The sequence below is a fragment of the Streptomyces sp. NPDC049687 genome (assembly GCF_044465285.1).
Lineage (GTDB): Bacteria > Actinomycetota > Actinomycetes > Streptomycetales > Streptomycetaceae > Streptomyces.
In genome coordinates, this window is the sequence record NZ_JBITLN010000007.1 from 88,632 (window position 1) to 104,316 (window position 15,685).

The following is a 15,685-nucleotide window of genomic DNA, read 5'->3' on the forward strand; positions in this document are numbered from 1 at the left end:
TCCTCAGTTCCAGGTACGGCTGCGCAGGGGCATCCCGGAGTCCCCGGACTCGGGTGTCCGCACTGCCAGGACCTGGTTGACGCCGAGGCGGTTGCGCTCGAAGCCGACGGCACAGGCGGCCATGTAGAGCCGCCAGACACGGGCCCGCCCCGGGGAGGTGAGCCGGACGGCCCGTTCCCAGTCGTCCTCCAGCCGGGCGACCCAGCGGCGCAGGGTGAGGGCGTAGTGCTCGCGGATGGACTCCACGTCCCTGACCTCGAAGCCGGCGCGTTCGAGCTGGGTGACGGTGGTGCCGACGGGGGCGAGCTCACCGTCGGGGAAGACGTAGGCGTCGATGAACTCGTCGATGTGATAGGCCGACTCGTCGCGCTGGGGCCGACGGGCGATCTGGTGGTTGAGCAGCCGCCCGCCCGGGACGAGAAGCTTGTGCAGGTCGGTCGCGTACTGCAGGTACTTCGCGGTGCCCACGTGCTCGGCCATGCCGATGGAGGAGATCGCGTCGTACGGCCCGTCGCTCACGTCCCGGTAGTCCTGCACACGGATCTCGATCCGGTCGGTGAGACCGGCGTCGGCGACGCGCTTGCGGGCGTAGGTCGCCTGCTCCTGGGAGAGGGTGATCCCGACGACGCGCACGCCGTGCTCGCGGGCCGCGTGGACGGCCATGGATCCCCAGCCGCAGCCGACGTCCAGGAGCCGCTGACCGGGCGTCAGGGCGAGCTTGCGGCAGATGAGTTCGAGCTTGTCGCGCTGAGCGTCCTCCAGGGTGCCGTCCGGCGCGTCCCAGTAGGCGCACGAGTACACCATGGACGGCCCGAGGACGATCTCGTAGAAGTCGTTGCCGACGTCGTAGTGGTGACTGATGGCCCGCCGGTCGGTGCGGCGGGTGTGGAGGTGACCGGTGCGGCGGATCTCCTCGGGGGGCGGGGCGGGCGGCAGCGGAGGCCCGGCGAGTTTCAGCAGCCCCCGGACGGCCGATCGGAACTGGGGGTCGCGCACGGCCTCGGTCAGGCTGCGGGCTTCCTCTCCCCGCTCCCAGATGAGTCCCGAGAGAAGGTCGAGGGCAAGGTACAGATCCCCCTCGATCTCCAGGTCCCCGGCGACCCAGGCGCGGGCGAGCCCCAGCTCGCCGGGCTTGAACAGCAGACGGCGCAGGGCTCTTCTGTTGCGTACCACCAGAGTGGGCGCGTCGGGCGGACCCGCCTGCGAACCGTCCCAGGCGCGGACGCGCACCGGGAGCGGGACTCCCAGCAACTGTTCGACAAGCGCATGGAGCCGCGGCGCGGCGTCGGTCATGGAGCACACCTCCGTGACGGTGATCCCGGACTGTCCGGATTCCACGTAAACACCTGAGGGGCCCGCACGCAGTCCCCCACGCGCGTTACGGCTGGGCAAACTCCGTCGACATCACCCAGGGGCGGTCGGTGCGCCCGGGAGAGACACGCCGAAGGGGCCGCCCGCACCACGGATGGCGGGCGGCCCCTTCGGGGTGTTTCACGAACGGTGGGTCAGGAGGCCTTGGCCTTCTCGTTCTCCTGCTTGACCGCGGCCGGGGCCGGGGCGGGGGCCGGCTTGGCGGCCTCGTAGAACTCCTCGCGCGGGGACTCCAGGGCACCCAGGGCGACGACCTCGCGCTTGAGGAACATGCCGAGGGTCCAGTCGGCGAAGACGCGGATCTTGCGGTTCCAGGTCGGCATCGCCAGACCGTGGTAGCCACGGTGCATGTACCAGGCGAGACGGCCCTTGAGCTTGATCTTCATCTTGCCCATGACGATCATCGCGACACCCTTGTGCAGGCCGAGACCCGCCACCGCACCCTTGTTGGAGTGCGCGTACTCCTTCTGCGGGAAGCCCCGCATGCCGGAGACCACGTTGTCGCCGAGGACCTTGGCCTGACGCAGCGCGTGCTGGGCGTTCGGCGGGCACCAGGCGTTCTCGACGCCGGCCTTGCGGGCGGCGACGTCCGGGACCTGGGCGTTGTCGCCGGCGGCCCAGATGTAGTCGGTGCCGGTGACCTGGAGGGTCGGCTGGGCGTCCACGTGACCGCGGGGGCCGAGCGGGAGGCCGTAGCGGGCCAGGACCGGGTTCGGCTTGACGCCGGCCGTCCACACGATCGTGTTCGAGTCGACCTCGAGGCCGTTCTTCAGGACGACGTGGCCGTCGACGCAGGAGTCCATGGAGGTGGAGAGGTAGATCTCCACGCCCCGGCTCTCCAGGTGCTCCTTGCCGTACTGGCCGAGCTTCGGGCCGACCTCGGGCAGGATCTTGTCGGCGGCGTCGACGAGGATGAAGCGCATGTCCTCGCGGGACACGTTCTTGTAGTACTTGGCCGCGTCGCGGGCCAGGTCCTCGACCTCACCGATGGTCTCCGCACCGGCGAAGCCGCCGCCGATGAAGACGAAGGTGAGCGCCTTGCGGCGGATCTCCTCGTCGTTGGTGGAGTCGGCCTTGTCCAGCTGCTCGAGGACGTGGTTGCGCAGGCCGATGGCCTCCTCGATGCCCTTCATACCGATGCCCTGCTCGGCGAGGCCGGGGATCGGGAAGGTGCGGGAGACCGCGCCGAGCGCGATCACCAGGTAGTCGAAGGGCAGCTCGTACGCCTCGCCGACCAGCGGGGCGATCGTGGCGACCTTGCGGTCCTGGTCGATGGTGGTGACCCGGCCGGTGAGGACCTCCGCCTTGGGCAGCACGCGTCGCAGCGGGACGACGACATGGCGCGGGGAGATGTTGCCGGCGGCGGTTTCGGGGAGGAAGGGCTGGTAGGTCATGTACGACCGGGGGTCGACGACCGTGACGGTCGCCTCGCCGTAGCGCATCTTCTTGAGGATGCGCCGAGCTGCGTACAGGCCTACGTACCCACCGCCTACTACGAGGATCCTGGGACGCTCCGTGGTGCTCATGGCATCGAGTATCCACCCGCCCGGGAGGGGTCGCTCGTGCGCCCCTTCACAAGCTTCCCGAGGGTGTGTGTTATCCTCCGCCGCTCACGTGATCCACGTCATGGCGCGGGACGGGAACCAGCGTGTAGGGCGGGGCGTTGTCAATGCCGCGTGAGCTGCCTCTCCGAGTGTGGAGAGGGGTGGTGAGGGGCTGGAAACACCCCCTCGGAAGACCTCCTCGAAACGTCCGCCCGCGCCTCTTTTGAACACGTTCACACGGGCATCGGGCCCCCGGAAGGGCCAACCGGCCCCGGTTCGCCCTCCGGCAGGGCCGAATTCCTTGTGAAGAACTTCACGAACTTTTCCGACGGGCTGTCGCGGAGGGGCTCCAAGGGCCCCTCCCGGCACGCTCAAACGGGCATCACGCCTGCTCAGCAGAGTGCAAGTAGCACGTTACGCGACGGACCACGCTATGCCGTCGAGGATCGCTCGCGAGCACGACTCGCCGAAAGGAGCACCGTGTACACAGCGATGCGTACACTGGTCTCATGACTGAGAACACCGTGACTGTACGGGAAGCCCGCGCGCACCTCGCCGACCACATCAACCGGGCCGAGGAAGGCGTTCCGACCGTCATCACGCGCAACGGTGCTCCGGTGGCGGCCGTGGTCCCGATCGCGGACTTCGAAGCCCTGGAGGAAGCGGCCGACGTCATGCTGGCGCGCGAAGCCGAAGCGGTTCTGTCCGAGGGCGGCCCCACCGTGACGATGGCGGAACTGCTGGCAGACCTGTTCGCCGAGCAGAACGGCGATGCGGCTTGAAGTACGCCTTCCGGTTCACCGCGGCGGCGCAGCGGCAGCTTCGGGCCGTCAGCCGGCACGATGCCATGCGCATCCTGACCGCGTTGACCGCGCTCGGCGACGATCCGTACCGCGAGGACGCCGATGTCAAGAAGCTCACCGGCCCGTCCGGGCTCTACCGGCTCAGGGTCGGCAGCTACAGGGTCGCCTACCAGATCAACGAGGGTGAGCTAGTCATCCTCGTCGTCAAGGTAGGCGACCGGCGGGACGTGTACCGCAACCTGTAGGCGGTCAGGCCAAAGACCAGCCGATGCCGTCGAGGATGTCGTGCTCGCTCACCACGACCTCCTCGGCACCGATCCGCTCCATGATCGCCAGCAGGACGAGGGCGCCCGCCGCGATCACGTCCACCCGGCCCGGGTGCATCGACGGGACCGCCGCGCGCTCGGCGTGAGTGGAGTGCAGCAGCCACTCGGTGATCTCGCGGACCCTGTCGTACGAGACGCGCGAGTGGTGGATGGCCTCCGAGTCGTACGCGGGAAGGTCCTGTGCGATCGCCGAGACCGTGGTCACCGAGCCCGCCAGTCCCACCAGGGTGTGCGCCTCGCGCAGCGGGACCGTCCGCTCGGCGAGGTCGAGGGCGGCCTCGATGTCGGCCCGCATGGCCGCGATCTGCTCGGCGGTCGGCGGGTCGGTCACCGCGCCTTCGTGCACCAGGTGGCGCTCGGTCATCCGCACGCAGCCGACGTCCACCGAGCGGGCCGCCCGTACGTGCTCCTCGCCCACCACGAACTCGGTGGAACCGCCGCCGATGTCCACCACCAGGTAGGGCCGGGTGAGGTCCTCGCGGCCCTCGAGCTCTTTCGTGGCGCCCGTGAAGGAGAACTCGGCCTCCTGGTCACCGGTGATGACCTCGGGCTCGACGCCCAGGATGTCCAGGACACCGCGGACGAAGTCGGCACGGTTCTCGGCGTCCCGGGAGGCGGACGTCGCCACGAAGCGCAGCCGCTCGGCGCCGTACTCCTTGATCACCGCCGCGTACTCGCGGCACGCGGCGAAGGTCCGCTCCAGCGCCTCGGGGGCCAGTCGGCCGGTGCGGTCCACACCCTGACCGAGGCGGACGATCGTCATACGGCGGTCCAGCTCGACCAGTTCACCGGAGTCCGGGTCGGCGTCGGCGACGAGGAGCCGGATGGAGTTCGTACCGCAGTCGATGGCGGCGACCCGGGTCACTGGGCGTCCTCCTGTGCGGGGGTCCGCGGCGGCAGCGTCACGCAGGTGCCCTTGCGCCACCACTCGGGCAGCATGGCGAGCGCCTCGTCGCCGAGCGGGTTCACACCCGGGCCGGCGGCCAGGGAGTGCGCCACGAGGACGTGCAGGCACTTCACCCGGTCCGGCATGCCGCCGGCGCTCGGGAAGCCCTTCAGCTCCTCGATCTCGTCCCGGCGCCGGATGTAGTCCTCGTGCGCGGCGCGGTAGGCCGCGGCCAGCTCCGGGTCACTCGCCAGCCGATCGGTCATCTCCTTCATCACGCCGTTCGCCTCGAGCGTGCCGATCGCCGAGTTGGCCTTCGGGCACGTCAGGTAGTACAGCGTGGGGAAGGGGGTGCCGTCGGGCAGGCGGGGGGCCGTCTCGACGACGTCCGGCTGGCCGCACGGGCACCGGTGCGCGATCGCGCGCAGTCCGCGCGGCGGACGGCCGAGCTGCTGCTTGAAGGCCTCGACATCCGCGTCGGTGGGCTCGGTGCGCGGGGTGGTCGGCGGAACTGTTTCCATACCTGTCTTTCTCAGTGCACGGTCTCACTGGTCGGAGGCGTCGGCCTTGTCGACGCCGTCCCAGACGTTCGAGTACCAGGGGCGGTCGGCCGCCCCGAGGTCGGCGCGGGACTGCTTGGCCGCGTCCGGGTCGATCACGACGTAACCGGTCTCCCCCGGCATCACATAGTGCAGCCGCTGCCGGATCTGCTGCTCGGCGTACGCGTCGTCCTGCCAGCGTGCCTTGAGGTCGCGCAGCTGCTCGACCCGCCTGGCGGCCTGTTCCTTCTCGCGCTCCAGGTCGGCGATGTCGGCGCGCTGGGAGACGTACTGCCGCATCGGGTAGGCCAGGGCCACGATCAGGGTGCACAGGACCAGCGCGAGGAGGGCGGCGCGGCCGGTGAGACGGGAACGGCGGGCCTGGCGTCTGGTCTGGGACCGGTAGACCCGGGCCGCCGTCTGTTCGCCGAGCAGCCGCAGCCTGGTCGCGGTGGAGAAACGGTCCCGGTCCTTGACGGCCATCGGCTCTCCGCCTCCCCTTTCACGTTTCACACGCGCGTACGTCCCCGCACACGGTACGGGACCGGGTACGGGGACGTACGTACGACTGGCTAAGCCTTGGCCCGCTGGGGCCCGCTCAGGGGTCAGCCCTTGAAGCGGGGGAAGGCGGAGCGGCCCGCGTACACGGCCGCGTCGTCGAGGATCTCCTCGATGCGCAGCAGCTGGTTGTACTTGGCGACGCGCTCGGAGCGGGCCGGGGCGCCGGTCTTGATCTGGCCGCAGTTGGTGGCGACGGCCAGGTCGGCGATGGTGACGTCCTCGGTCTCGCCGGAACGGTGCGACATCATGCACTTGAAGCCGTTGCGCTGGGCGAGCTCGACGGCGTCCAGGGTCTCGGTCAGCGAGCCGATCTGGTTGACCTTGACGAGCAGGGCGTTGGCGGTGCCCTCCTCGATGCCGCGGGCGAGGCGCTCGGGGTTGGTGACGAACAGGTCGTCGCCGACGAGCTGGACCTTGTCGCCGAGCTTGTCGGTGATGACCTTCCAGCCGGCCCAGTCGTCCTCGAACAGCGGGTCCTCGATGGAGACGAGCGGATAGGCCGCCACGAGCTCCTCGTAGTACTCCGTCATCTCGGCGGCGGAGCGCTCCTTGCCCTCGAAGAGGTACTTGCCGTCCTTGTAGAACTCGGAGGCGGCGACGTCGAGCGCCAGGGCGATCTGCTCGCCGGGCGCGTAGCCGGCTTCCTTGACGGCCTCGAGGATGAGGTCGAGGGCCTCACGGTTGGAGCCGAGGTTCGGGGCGAAGCCGCCCTCGTCGCCGAGGCCGGTGGACAGGCCGCGGCCCTTCAGCACCTTCTTGAGGGTGTGGTAGACCTCGGTGCCCCAGCGCAGCGCCTCGGAGAAGGACTCCGCGCCGATCGGGGCGATCATGAACTCCTGGATGTCCACGTTGGAGTCGGCGTGCGAGCCGCCGTTCAGGATGTTCATCATCGGCACCGGCAGCAGGTGCGCGTTGGGGCCGCCCAGGTAGCGGAAGAGCGGGAGGTCGCTGGCCTCGGAGGCGGCGTGGGCGACGGCGAGGGAGACGCCGAGGATGGCGTTGGCGCCGAGGGAGCCCTTGTTGTCGGTGGCGTCCAGGTCGAACATGGCCTGGTCGATCAGGCGCTGCTCGGTGGCGTCGTAGCCGACCAGCTCCGGGCCGATCTGCTCGATGACGGCGAGGACGGCCTTCTCGACACCCTTGCCCTGGTAGCGGTTGGGGTCACCGTCGCGGAGCTCGATGGCCTCGAAGGCGCCCGTGGAGGCGCCGGACGGGACGGCGGCACGACCCGTGCTGCCGTCGTCGAGGCCGACCTCGACCTCGACCGTGGGGTTGCCTCGGGAGTCCAGGATTTCCCGGGCTACGACGACGTCGATGGACGGCACGAGCATCTCCTTCTTGGGATGTGACGCTGGTTGTGCGGGGCCACGTGGGCCTTGCGACTAGAGCCTAACCGTCTTCGGGGCGTCGGCAGCCGACCGACCGTCCCGTGGACAGACAGACGGTACACATTGTTTCTGGCCGGAACAAAGACCGTCCAGGGAGAGCCGGCGAACAGAGGGCAAAGAAAACCCCGCCCCGGTGCGTACGGGGGAACACGCACCGGGGCGGGGAGCTCGTGGGGACGGGGGGGGTGTCCCTCACGAGGTCTTCAGTGTGCGGGGCCGACCTGTGGGGGTGCTGTGGCCTCGCTGGGAGCAGGGTGTCACTTCAGGTGCAGTTGCTGGCCCGGGTAGATGAGGTCGGCGACCTCGACGATGTCCTTGTTCAGCTGGAACAGCTTCTGCCAGCCGCCCTTGACGTCGTGCTTCTCGGCGATGGAGCTGAGGGTGTCGCCCTTGACGACCTTGTACTCGCCGTCACCCTTCTTGACCTTCTTGCCGGTCGGAGTGGTGACCGTCTTCTGGCTCTTGGGGGCGGCCGGGCGCTCGGCGGAGCGGGAGGCGCCCTGCTGCTCGGTCGAACGCGTGGTGGTGCCGCTGCTCGACGAGGAGGAGCCGCCGGAGCCCGACGAGGCGCTGCCGCCGTCGTAGGAGGCGCTGGACAGACCCTTGCCGCAGACCGGCCAGGCGCCCTTGCCCTGGGAGGCGAGGACCTTCTCGGCGACGGCGATCTGCTGCGACTTGCTGGCCTGGTTGGCCTGGGCGGCGTACTGGGTGCCGCCGTACGCGGCCCAGGTGGAGGCGGAGAACTGGAGGCCGCCGTAGTAGCCGTTGCCGGTGTTGATGGACCAGTTGCCGCCGGACTCGCACTGGGCGACCGCGTCCCACTCGGAGGCGGTGGCGGCGGAGGCGTTGCCGGCCGCCATCAGCGGGGCGGCGATGGCGACACCGGTGACACCGGCGAGCGCGGCGGCCCGGGTGGCCTTGGACGGACGACGGTGCTTGCCCTTGCCGGAAAACAGCATGGTGGATCCCCTCACCGACGCCTGCGAGGTGAGCTGTCGGGTTCGGGCCGGTTGAGTTGCCCGGCCGCACACCTCACGGTGCGCGGCTTCACCCCGAGCCGGTTCCGGCGGTCAACCACCGGGCCCGGCACTTACCTTGGGTCCCCCGCTCCTGCCTACGGCGCTTGACGCGACGACTGTTCCCGGGCTGCCGCTGGCAGGATTCGGCGTTGCGACGGCCGGGGCTCGGATTGCCGAGCGGTCCTGACCGTAGACACGCGATCCGCCGAATTTCAAAGACGATCAGGGCTTCTGAGACTCATCCCACACTTTCGCCAAACCGGACATTCGGCGCGAAATGGGGCGTGAACTCCTGGCCGTTTTCGGCGTGTTCCCGCCCTATTGGATGCCTGTGTCGAGGGTCTGACCGGGGACGATGGCGCTCGGATCGGCGCCGATGAGGTCCCTGTTCTCGGCGTAGAGCGCGCGCCATCCGCCGTCGAGGTCAAGGGAGTCGGCGATGGAGGCGAGCGTGTCGCCCTCCTGCACCGTGTAGGTGCTCACCGCGTGACGGCCGGAGGAGGTGGTGGAGGTGTCCGCCGCCAGGGTCTCGTCGGCGGTGGCGCCGCGATGACGGCCCGAGCCGAGGGAGCCGGTGTCGACGAGGCTCCAAGAACCCTCACCCTGGGCGGAATTGTCCGAGTCATCCACTTCTGGGATTACCGTGGGCGAGACGTCCTTCGGCCCCGCACTCCCCTGGTCGCCGGTGGAGGAGTCCGATTTGCCGGACTCGTTCGCAGCCGAGGAGGAAGGGGACGAAGTGGACTCGGGGGATGAACTCGGCGCATTCCCTGGCGAGTCGGAGGTGCCGGCGTCCGAGCCGTCGGAGGCACCGGATCCGCTCGAGCTGCCGGAGTCGGAGGACGCCCCCTTGGAAAGGTCGGACAATCCGGATGACACGGACGAGTCGGACTCGCCGTCCGCCACTCCGGTGTCGACGTCCAGCGCGCCGTTCTCCTTGGTGAGTCCGGACGTCAGCCCGCAGGTGCCCCAGGCGCCGACGCCCTCCTTCTCGAGGAGCTTCTGGGCGACGGCTATCTGCTGGTTACGGCTGGCCAGATCGGGGCTCGCGGCATAGTCGAGTCCGCCGTACGTCTCCCATTCCTTCTGCGTGAGGCTCAGGCCGCCGTACTCGCCGTCACCCTCGTCGGCACTCCAGGAGCCGCCGGTCTCGCACTGCGCCACCTTGTCCCACACCGTGCCGTCGGCAGCGCTCGCGCCGCCCGCGGCGAACAGCGGGATGGCGATGGCCGAGCCGGTCACTCCGGCCGCGACGAGGAGCGCCGGGGCCTGGCGGGGGCGACGGTGACGACCGTTCCCGGAGAGCATGCGGGGGCCTTTCTCTGGACAGCAGCAACCGGCGCGGCGGGCGGTGCGAGCACACGGGTTCGCCGCGCTGACGAGTGAACGTATCGGCAGACGATCACTTGTCACAAGTTAATGCCGCGCAGATCACGTGAAGATCACAGGCTTGAGGATCGGTCACCTTTACTCCGCCGGATGGTCACAGTTCGACTGACATACCGTCAGGTATCGGTCGGCGATCGATCAGCTACGGGCTGGAGCGAACTCCACGGGCAGTGTGCGCAGTCCGCGCATGATGAGCCCGCCGCGCCACCTCAACTCCGCCGGATCGGCGGCGAGTCGGAGGTCGGGGAGGCGGGTGAGGAGGGTGGCGAGGGCGGTCTGGCCCTCCAGACGGGCGAGGGGGGCGCCGAGACAGTAGTGGATGCCGTGGCCGTAGCCGAGGTGCTGGTTGTCGCGGCGGGAGAGGTCGAGGGTGTCGGGGTCGGCGAAACGTGCGGGGTCGCGGTCGGCGGCGGCGAGGACGACGAGGACGGGGTCGCCCTGGGCGATGTGCTGCCCGCCGATGGTGAGCGGCCGGGTCGCGAAGCGCCAGGTGGCGAGTTCGACGGGGCCGTCATAGCGGAGGAGTTCCTCCACGCCGGTCTCCAGGAGGCCGCGGTCGCCCGCTGCCAGGGCCTGCTGGAGCCGATTGCGCTGACCGGGGTGGGTGAGGAGGGCATAGGTGCCGTTGCCGATCAGATTGACGGTCGTCTCGAAGCCGGCGAACAGAAGGATGAAGGCCATGGCGGCGGCTTCGTTCTCGGTGAGGTGCTCGCCGTGGTCCGAGGCGCGGATGAGACCGGAGATGAGGTCCTCACCGGGGGCGGGGTGTTGAGGGAGTTCCGCGCGCTTGCGATGGATGAGCTCCAGCAGATAACCGCGCATCTTCTTCACGGACCGCGCGACCCCGCCCCTCGGCCCTCCCCCGTGCCGGATCATCATGCCCGCCCAGTCCCGGAATTCGTCCTGGTCCTCGCGGGGGACACCGAGGAGGTCGCAGATGGCGTAGATGGGGAGGGGGAAGGCGAAGTCGTGGATGAGGTCCGCCTCGCCCTCGCCCGCGAACCGGTCGATGAGGTGGTCCGTCAACTCCTGCACCCGGGGCGCGAACTCGGCGACCCTGCGCGGCGTGAACGCCTTGCTGACAAGCCGACGGAGCCTGGTGTGGTCCGGCGGATCGATGTTGAGCAGATGCGTCATCAACTCGGCCTTGCGCTCGCCGGGGATGCCGGTCTTGCCCTTGGCGTGGGCGGGCTCGTCGTGATGCGCGGGGTTCTTGGAGAGCCGCTGGTCGGCGAGGGCCTGTTTCGCGTCGGTGTAGCGGGTGACCAGCCACGCCTCCACCCCACTGGGCAGCCGCGTCCTGCGCACCGGGGCATGCTCGCGGAGCCAGGCGTAGGCGGGGTAGGGGTTGGTCGCGAACTCCCAGGTGAAGAGGTCGGGGGCAGTGCCGGGTGGGGTGGGGTTGCTGGTCACTCCTCGACGGTAGCCGGGTTTTCGGGGAGGACTTCGCCAAGGGCGCTGAGCCGGCCGGCCGCGGGCTCCCAGCCGGCTTCCGCGGCCTCGGCGAGCCAGTGTTCGGCCCGGGTGAGGAGGATCGCGCTCACGACCAGCAGCCCATGAGCCCCCACCGTGCTAACCCGCCACCCCCTCCACCCCCCGAATCGTGTCCCGGTAGGCCCGGGCCGCGGCGCGCAGGGCCGCCTCCGGGTCGGTGCCCTCCGCCTCGGCCCGGGTGGCCAGTGCGAGGAGCTCGTAGCCGATCCCCTCCGCCGCCGGCAGCGGCACCTCCAGGCCCGCCGATCTCACTCTCGACGCCAGCTTCGACGCCAGCGCCAGGCCCGGCTGGTGGAGAGGTACGCCGTCCGTCACCGACTCGCGGCGTTTCTCGACCGCCTTGGTGCGGAGCCAGTGGGCCTTGACCTCTTCCGGGGTCGTGGCCGTGGCGTCGCCGAAGACGTGGGGGTGGCGGTGGATGAGTTTGGTGACGATCGTGGCCGCCACGTCGTCGATCGAGAAGGGGGAGTCGGGGTCCTCCTCGGCTATGCGGGCGTGGAAGACGACCTGGAGGAGGACGTCGCCCAGTTCCTCGCGGAGTTCGTCGCGGTCGCCGTCCTCGATGGCCTCGACGAGTTCGTATGCCTCTTCGATGCCGTACTTGGCGAGGCCCTTGTGGGTCTGCTGGGAGGACCAGGGACACTCCCGCCGGATGCGGTCCATGACCTGGATCAGGTCGAGGAGGCGGGCGCCCGGGAGGTCGTAGGAGGCGGGAAGGAGTTCCAGCTCGGGCATCGAGACGCGGCCCGAGCCGGCCAGGCGGGCCAGGCCGTCCGTCAGGGCCGGTTCGCCCTCGCCGGTCGCCACGATCACCACCGTGTGGCCGCCCGCGCAGGCCGTGACCAGGTCCTCGGCGGACACCGCCGTCTCCTCGACCCCTATGCCCGCCTCCCGCAGGTACGGCAGCTGCGGGTGGGTGCCGTCCGCGCACAGGACGCGGTCCGCCGTGCGCAGGGCCTGCCAGGCGGGCCAGGAGAGCAGGCCGGGGGCGACCCGGTGGCTGGTGGTGAGCAGGACGACTCGGCCCGTCGCGGAGCCGGTGGGTGCGGTCACATCGTTCACACCCCCGAACGTAACCCACACCCGCCGACCGCTCCGCTCAGTTGTCCACAGGCAGGGGCGACCGGTCATACGGTCGTATCGTCACGTCGTCTGTTGCGTCCCCGCCGACGTGACATCCCGTACCCACGGCGTCTTCGCGTCGACGCGGCTGACCTTCTGGGCGTCCCAGTCGCCGTAGCGCGGGTTGAGGTCGACGCCGAGTTCCTTGGACGTCTTGGACAGGGCGCTCCAGAAGGCGGGCTCGCTGGTGGTGGTGCCGAGGCTCGTGGCGAGTTTCTGGGCCTCCAGCTGGAGGCGGAGGTTCTCGTCGACGCGCTGCGGCGGGATGCCGTACTGCTGGAGCCACGAGGTCTCCAGGCCCTTCGCGCCGCCCCACTGCTGCTCCAGGCCGGCCCGCGCCTGCTGGACCTCACCGCGGCTGACGCTGATGCCCGCGTCCTCGGCGGCGCGGTCCAGCACCCGGTCCAGGACCATGCCGTGCAGGGTGTCGCGGGTGAGGGTGCCGGTCTGGGAGACGACCTGCGCGTACTGGGCGTCGTCCGGGACCGCCGCGCGCTGGGCCGTGCGCACCTCGTTCACGCGGTTCTCCAACTGCGCGACGGTGATCCGTTGGCCGCCGACGACGGCCGCGGCACCGGGATGCGCGTCGTTCCCGCAGGCGGTGAGGAGAGGGGCGGCCGCCATGATCGCGGCGGACAGCAGGAGCGCGGTGCGGCGGCGGTGCAAGGGAACCTCCCGGTCGGAGATTGTGCGACGGTGCACAAAGTCTTGCGGTGATCGATGGTAGGCAGTGGTGCGCCTGGGGCCAAGCCATTCGACCAACGATTCACCAGGACTTCGGGCACCGCCGCGCCCGCGGCATTCAGTGCCTCCCGGCCACCGCGTCCTCGACCGCGTGTGCGACGCCCGCGCGCAGGCCGTCGCCCGTCGCCACCCGGCTCACGTTCGCTCCCGCGCGCGCGGCGCCCACGAGGACGAAGTCCACCTTCTCGTACCGTCCGGCCGTCTCCTCCGCCGCCGCCACCTCCGGCTCGCCCACGGCCAGGACGACGTCGCAGGAGCGCTGGAGGAGGCCGTTGAGGAAGGGGCGCGCGTTGCCGGTGCTCTGCTCGCCGGTCACCGGCTCGTAGCTCACGCGCGCGTGCGTCTTCAGGGACGCGTCCTGCATGCCCTGCCAGACCGCGGCCGCGGTGCTGCCGGCGGTGATGCCCCGCTCGCCGGTGAGCAGGCAGGCGTCGACGTCGGTGTAGGCGCGGGCGCGGGTGGCGGGGATGGGGGGACGGTCGTCGTGGGAGAAGAGGAGGACGGCCGTCACCAGCAGGGCCGCCGCCACGGCGAGCCCGCCCGCCGTCCAGGCGATCGTGCGCCCGCGCAGGGCGCGCAGCCAGGCGGCCGCCGCGCGCCCGAGCACGGTCGCGCGCCCCTCACGCCCCGGCTGCGCCGGACGCGCCTGGGACACCTGTCTCACCTGCTTGACCATGGCGTACTACCCCCTACTCCCCCGCCGCCGTGCGCGGCCAGGCCCGCCACGCGTGCGTGGCGGCTCCGGCCGTCGACAGGGCGATCAGCAGCAGGTCGACGGCGAACAGCGGGCCGTGCGTGTCGACCGGGGTGAGCGCGAGTTCGGCCACCCAGGCGGCCAGCACCGCGCTGAAGGCGGCGAAGGCCGACCAGTCGGCGCGGGAGCGGCGCCGCAGGGCGAGGACGAGGGACGGGACGGGGCACAGCAGCCCCAGACTGACCACGGGCAGCGCCGCGAACCCGATACGGGCCGCGGGCGTACGCAGCACCGCGTGCGCGACCACGGCCCTCATCTCCCGCCCCTCCCTTCCGAGTCCCGGTCAGCCGACGAGGGCGACCGGGGCGTCCCACGCGTCGCGGTCCACGGTGATGGTGTAACCGCCGTGCGTCTCTTTGCTGTTGACGATGTACTGGTGACCGCGGCTGTGGTTGGTGTACTGGGTGGAGCCCCACGGCCAGTCGGTGGTCGTGGTGTTCTTCTTGTCCCACAGCGCGTACCAGAGGTTGCCCGGCAGGTCCGTCTTGTCGGTGGCGTTGGCGATGGCCTTGGCGCTGGAGCTGCTGAAGCCGTAGTAGCCGGCGCGGTAGATCTTGGCGCGCAGGGTCTTGGTGAAGGAGCGGACGTAGGCGAGGACGGCGTCGTTGCACGACTTGTTCGTGATGTCGTACGCCTCCATGTCGAGGTAGATCGGGCTGCCGGCCTTCATGCCGAGGGCGGAGGCCTTGGCGACGGCGTCCGCCGCGTCCGTGGCGCCGAGAGAGGTCGCCGTGGAGGCGGTGATCTTCTCGGGGCTGGAGCCGGTCTGGCAGGGCGGCTGGGCGCCGACGTAGAGCGGGATGAGCTTCCATCCGAGCGAGTTGACCGACTTCACCCAGGACGCGGTGAGGTTGGGCTGGCTGCAGCCGCGGTTCTTGCCGCCGACGTAGACGGCCGCTCCGCCGTAGAAGCCGTCGGTCTTCCAGGCCTTCATCGCGGAGAGGGACGGGGCGGCGCAGGTGTCGAAGGCGCGGCCCGTGAAGGTCTTCTGCGCGGGCCAGGTGGTGGTCGCCATCGAGGTCTGGGCGGCTATCCCGGCTCCGGCGAGGACTGCGGCACCGGCCACACCCCACGTGATGTATCTGCGCTTCCTGGACTGCCGGTGCTCGGCCATCCCCACCCCATCGCTCGTGTGCAGGCGTACGGCGTGGTCACCGCATACGCGTGCGCTAGTTCGAATGCCCCCTGAGTCGGATCGCACCGTAACGTGCGTCGACCCTGTGATCGGGAAACACAGGCTCCCCGTAGCCACAAGTTTCCCTCATGTCACAGTAAAGAAAGGGAGGGCCCTCGACCGCCCGACCCTGACCTACTCTTGCCCCCTGATGACCTGGGGGCGGGATGAGCATGGCGACGACGACAACGACGGGCGCGGAGAAGCGGCTCGAGGGCGGCTGGTTCCAGCGGTTCGCCTGGGCCGCCCTTGGGTGGTTCTCCCTGGGGCTACTGGTGTGGCTGCCCTTCTTCTACGTGGCGCTGCGCCGGGGCCGGCCCTCCGACTGGGGCGCCTTCGCGTCGTTCGCGCTGTACGAGTGCGTGACCCTGCCGTGGGCGGTGAACTCGCCCGCCGGTGACGGCGATCCGTTCCTGGGGATCGCCGCGCTGCTGACGCTGCTGATCGCGACGGTACTGCTGCTGTTCGCGGTGTTCGACAAGAAGACCCGTCCGGTACCGGCCATGCCGGCGTACGGGCAGCCGCCGTATCAGCAGGGGTATCCGTACGGGCGTTAGGCCGCGGCCCGGCA

Annotated in this window: 18 protein-coding genes and 1 riboswitch; of the genes, 3 read left to right on the plus strand and 15 right to left on the minus strand. The window is 70.2% G+C overall.

Translation table 11 applies throughout. The features are described 5' to 3' along the window. Window positions 1-3: 3 nt before the first annotated feature. Together ACIBVL_RS22095 and ACIBVL_RS22100 are read right to left on the minus strand one after the other, a co-directional pair. Window positions 4-1,293, minus strand: coding sequence for a class I SAM-dependent methyltransferase (locus tag ACIBVL_RS22095; RefSeq protein ID WP_399099485.1), 1,290 nt, complete (start codon window positions 1,291-1,293; stop codon window positions 4-6). A 212-nt stretch (window positions 1,294-1,505) separates the two neighbouring features. Continuing rightward, entirely contained in the window at window positions 1,506-2,897 is a 1,392-nt protein-coding gene (locus tag ACIBVL_RS22100; RefSeq protein WP_399098963.1) for an NAD(P)/FAD-dependent oxidoreductase, read from the minus strand. Between the two features lie 527 nt (window positions 2,898-3,424). Here ACIBVL_RS22100 and ACIBVL_RS22105 point away from each other — a divergent pair. Next, window positions 3,425-3,697 carry a type II toxin-antitoxin system Phd/YefM family antitoxin gene (locus ACIBVL_RS22105; RefSeq protein WP_399098964.1) on the plus strand — a complete coding sequence of 91 codons (273 nt, stop codon included), beginning with the start codon at window positions 3,425-3,427 and terminating at the stop codon, window positions 3,695-3,697. Next, window positions 3,694-3,963: a type II toxin-antitoxin system RelE/ParE family toxin gene (locus ACIBVL_RS22110; protein ID WP_399098966.1), complete on the plus strand. Its 270-nt coding sequence runs from the start codon at window positions 3,694-3,696 to the stop codon at window positions 3,961-3,963. The genes ACIBVL_RS22105 and ACIBVL_RS22110 overlap by 4 nt, the downstream gene beginning before the upstream one ends. A 4-nt stretch (window positions 3,964-3,967) precedes the next feature. Here the strand turns inward: ACIBVL_RS22110 and ACIBVL_RS22115 are convergent, their stop codons facing one another. The 13 genes from ACIBVL_RS22115 to ACIBVL_RS22175 form a co-directional block, all read right to left on the minus strand. Further along, window positions 3,968-4,909, minus strand: coding sequence for an exopolyphosphatase (locus ACIBVL_RS22115; RefSeq protein ID WP_399098967.1), 942 nt, complete (start codon window positions 4,907-4,909; stop codon window positions 3,968-3,970). After that, window positions 4,906-5,451, minus strand: a complete 546-nt coding sequence (locus ACIBVL_RS22120; protein ID WP_399098968.1) for a DUF501 domain-containing protein — start codon at window positions 5,449-5,451, stop codon at window positions 4,906-4,908. The genes ACIBVL_RS22115 and ACIBVL_RS22120 overlap by 4 nt, the downstream gene beginning before the upstream one ends. A gap of 24 nt (window positions 5,452-5,475) precedes the next feature. Further along, complete coding sequence (locus ACIBVL_RS22125) at window positions 5,476-5,952, minus strand: septum formation initiator family protein (RefSeq protein WP_399098969.1); 477 nt, start codon at window positions 5,950-5,952, stop codon at window positions 5,476-5,478. A 122-nt stretch (window positions 5,953-6,074) separates the two neighbouring features. Next, a complete protein-coding gene (gene eno, locus ACIBVL_RS22130) occupies window positions 6,075-7,361 on the minus strand; it encodes a phosphopyruvate hydratase (protein ID WP_399098970.1) in 1,287 nt (428 codons plus the stop codon). Between the two features lie 314 nt (window positions 7,362-7,675). Beyond that, window positions 7,676-8,377, minus strand: a complete 702-nt coding sequence (locus ACIBVL_RS22135) for a transglycosylase family protein (RefSeq protein ID WP_399098971.1) — start codon at window positions 8,375-8,377, stop codon at window positions 7,676-7,678. 3 nt (window positions 8,378-8,380) lie between these two features. After that, window positions 8,381-8,550, minus strand: a riboswitch (cyclic di-AMP (ydaO/yuaA leader). Between the two features lie 205 nt (window positions 8,551-8,755). Next, window positions 8,756-9,745, minus strand: coding sequence for a transglycosylase family protein (locus ACIBVL_RS22140; protein WP_399098972.1), 990 nt, complete (start codon window positions 9,743-9,745; stop codon window positions 8,756-8,758). Window positions 9,746-9,964: 219 nt separating this feature from the next. Next, on the minus strand, window positions 9,965-11,239 hold the full coding sequence (locus ACIBVL_RS22145; protein ID WP_399098973.1) for a cytochrome P450: 1,275 nt from the start codon (window positions 11,237-11,239) through the stop codon (window positions 9,965-9,967). Next, window positions 11,236-11,370 carry a hypothetical protein gene (locus tag ACIBVL_RS22150; protein ID WP_399098974.1) on the minus strand — a complete coding sequence of 45 codons (135 nt, stop codon included), beginning with the start codon at window positions 11,368-11,370 and terminating at the stop codon, window positions 11,236-11,238. Before ACIBVL_RS22150 ends, ACIBVL_RS22145 begins: the two co-directional genes overlap by 4 nt. 28 nt (window positions 11,371-11,398) lie before the next feature. Further along, window positions 11,399-12,382 carry a nucleoside triphosphate pyrophosphohydrolase gene (locus ACIBVL_RS22155; protein WP_399098975.1) on the minus strand — a complete coding sequence of 328 codons (984 nt, stop codon included), beginning with the start codon at window positions 12,380-12,382 and terminating at the stop codon, window positions 11,399-11,401. An 81-nt stretch (window positions 12,383-12,463) separates the two neighbouring features. Next, window positions 12,464-13,108: a SurA N-terminal domain-containing protein gene (locus tag ACIBVL_RS22160; RefSeq protein ID WP_399098976.1), complete on the minus strand. Its 645-nt coding sequence runs from the start codon at window positions 13,106-13,108 to the stop codon at window positions 12,464-12,466. A 136-nt stretch (window positions 13,109-13,244) separates the two neighbouring features. Further along, window positions 13,245-13,850 (minus strand): hypothetical protein, encoded by a 606-nt coding sequence (locus ACIBVL_RS22165; protein WP_399098977.1) that lies wholly within the window; start codon window positions 13,848-13,850, stop codon window positions 13,245-13,247. Window positions 13,851-13,875: 25 nt separating this feature from the next. Further along, window positions 13,876-14,196: a hypothetical protein gene (locus tag ACIBVL_RS22170; protein ID WP_399098978.1), complete on the minus strand. Its 321-nt coding sequence runs from the start codon at window positions 14,194-14,196 to the stop codon at window positions 13,876-13,878. A 27-nt stretch (window positions 14,197-14,223) separates the two neighbouring features. After that, window positions 14,224-15,054, minus strand: a complete 831-nt coding sequence (locus ACIBVL_RS22175) for a glycoside hydrolase domain-containing protein (protein ID WP_399098979.1) — start codon at window positions 15,052-15,054, stop codon at window positions 14,224-14,226. A gap of 233 nt (window positions 15,055-15,287) precedes the next feature. On the opposite strand from ACIBVL_RS22175, the gene ACIBVL_RS22180 reads away from it, so the two are divergent. Further along, on the plus strand, window positions 15,288-15,671 hold the full coding sequence (locus tag ACIBVL_RS22180) for a hypothetical protein (protein WP_399098980.1): 384 nt from the start codon (window positions 15,288-15,290) through the stop codon (window positions 15,669-15,671). Window positions 15,672-15,685 lie beyond the last annotated feature (14 nt).